The sequence below is a fragment of the Wylensekiella montiformis genome, assembly GCF_009697385.1.
Lineage (GTDB): Bacteria > Bacillota > Negativicutes > Selenomonadales > Selenomonadaceae > Selenomonas_A > Selenomonas_A montiformis.
The window spans coordinates 1-2,305 of the sequence record NZ_VUNL01000025.1; the positions used below are offsets into that span (position 1 = coordinate 1).

Below are 2,305 nucleotides of genomic sequence, written 5' to 3' on the forward strand. Positions count from 1 at the left end.
TCTGATGTGGTATGATAGACATGGCGATCGGGTCTCCTTTTGTAGAAGTTTGTTGCAACCAATATTCTACGGGATTCGGTCGCTTTTGTATATCCCTCCAGTCTCACATCTATTGTAAACCTACAAATAAAACACCTCTCTAGTTTATTTGCGTTTGGCAAACAAGCCTGAGAGGTGGTATAATCTACTTTGGGGAGTGTGATTAGTCTCTCTCAGACTGATTGCATCCGGGCCGTTCCTGTTGGCGCAGGGGCGGCTCTTTTTATTATAACTACAGAACCAGTTGCGAACAAGTGATTCTTGTAATTAGCGGCAATGTGTGCCATAATAACAATAGAAAAATCGTTAGGAGGTGGATTTTATGCCAGGTTTAGATTGGTTTACTGAAGAAGCTCAGGAGCGCCAGGCCGAAATTTATGCAAGTTTCCATCCTGACGAGCAGCCCGACAACAAATCCGAGAAAGATGATCATAAGTAACACCGTGTTACCGATGCCCGAGATTTAGGTCTCGGGCATTTTCTTTGCCTGCTGTTTCTTGTGTTCATGATTAGCAAGGCTCTTTGCAGTCCAGTCGTTGTATAAGGTAGTAGTGTGGATATACAATTCATGACCAGGCTGGCTATTCATGTAACATATTAGTAAATATGAATCAATGACAATATCACAAAAGGTTTGATGCAAAGATGGATACACAGTTTCAGAAGAAGCTAGTCCTGAACAAAAATACATGGAAAAGTATTCGATATTATTTAATACGAAGGTTATATGTTGGTTAGCGATGAATGCTTGTTCCTTCAAGTAATCTGCACGTTTTTTGGCACTTTCTGCAACTTTCGGATTAGATGCTTTACCACTTACCAAAGCTGGGATTTTCTTTGTGGTTTCAGTTGTAGGCGTGCTGTTCAATAGGAATTCGTATCTAGGGTAATCGAAGTTTTTATAGTCTGAGAATTCTTTAAAGAACTTTTCTAATATATCATCACCAAAAAGTTCTTTGGCTTCTTTAGCGGTGAACTCCTCGAACTTGCTTGCCTTTTTATTGTAATCCGGGGCAATTTTCTTATTTATCCTGCGTAAATGAAATTCAGCAGCATTTAAACTAGGAATGATATTTTTAGAATAATACCCCGCTAGTTTATAAGCTGTTTCAAATTCAGAATGAGCGTGTTTCTGTCGATAATCACGAAGGAAAAGAAATATTTGATATGCAACAAAGATGGTAGATACTATAACTGACATAAAAGACAGTGTTTCTACAGAGTCGTGATAAAAATGAAGCCATTCATTTGCATGCCCATATATCAAAGTGGGGATAGTGATTAAGAAAAAAGCTAGGATAAATGCAGATCTTATTTTGTGTTTTTTACACAAAGAATGTAATTTATTAAAAGGAACTTTGATTTTTTCTCTTATTTTGTTTAGCGTATCTATTCATATCCTTTCTTTACAGCCGTCCTTATGGGCGGCTTATTTTTATGCCCGTTTTAATTCTATATGGAACTGCTCCATCAAGCGGTAGTCGATGTCGTGGAGGTAATACCGCTCAATGCGGGGGCGGCTCTTTATTGCTTATAGGACTGGCTGGCGTGGTCATAATAGGGGAGCGTCATTAGGTATTTAAATCTCTCTCTCGCAGCGCCATATGCCGTTTTGGCGATGAGATAGTTCTGCGAATGCTCCTTTACACTTCTGTATGGCGGATCTTTGAATTTCAGAACCTTTATGATGTCATCGTTCTGATTGCGGAATTCAACAGCGATGGTTCTCATCTTGTATTTCAGGTCAATCTCATAAATATAGACGCTGTAAGCATAGTTTTGCTCGTAAAGCTGGAAAGCGATACTGCTGCCGTTCCCCATATTGTTTGCCAGGAATTTCATTCTATCAACTCCGGACGGCTTCCAAAACGTGCGGAAAACAAATCCACGATGGCTTTCATCATTCTTTTCCGCCAGCCGGATAGAATCGACGTCAAAGTAAACATGGCTGTCATAGTCACCGAAGTCGCAAACGTATTTCAGATTCGTAGCAGAGCATGGCGCCGTCAGTGAAAGTAACAAGGTGGCCAACATAATGAGTTTTCGTATCATTTCAATCACCTGCCATCGAGTGTCAGATTATTTGTCCATCTTTCCTGAGATGCTGACGTCCTGTCCATCTATAGCATTCCATTCAGCTGGAGTTAGAATATAAATAGTACAAGTCAAAATGAGAAATCCTAAATAAGTTTATGACATGGTATAATATATGTACCTATCTTGAGGAGGATTTCAGAATGGCTAAACAACATGACAAACAGTTTAA

At 39.5% G+C, this 2,305-nt stretch carries 2 protein-coding genes; both read right to left on the minus strand.

The features are described from left to right. Window positions 1-502 precede the first annotated feature (502 nt). Entirely contained in the window at window positions 503-1,240 is a 738-nt protein-coding gene (locus tag FYJ78_RS12695) for a hypothetical protein (protein ID WP_154621759.1), read from the minus strand. Window positions 1,241-1,563: 323 nt separating this feature from the next. Further along, the gene (locus FYJ78_RS12700; protein ID WP_195847984.1) at window positions 1,564-2,100 is read right to left on the minus strand and encodes a hypothetical protein; all 537 of its coding nucleotides are present in this window, start codon (window positions 2,098-2,100) and stop codon (window positions 1,564-1,566) included. Window positions 2,101-2,305 lie beyond the last annotated feature (205 nt).

What these genes read in the sequence shown, in the direction of transcription:
- FYJ78_RS12695 (WP_154621759.1), bottom strand. Translation starts at nt 1,240, where the DNA reads ATGTCAGTTATAGTATCTACCATCTTTGTTGCATATCAAATATTTCTT.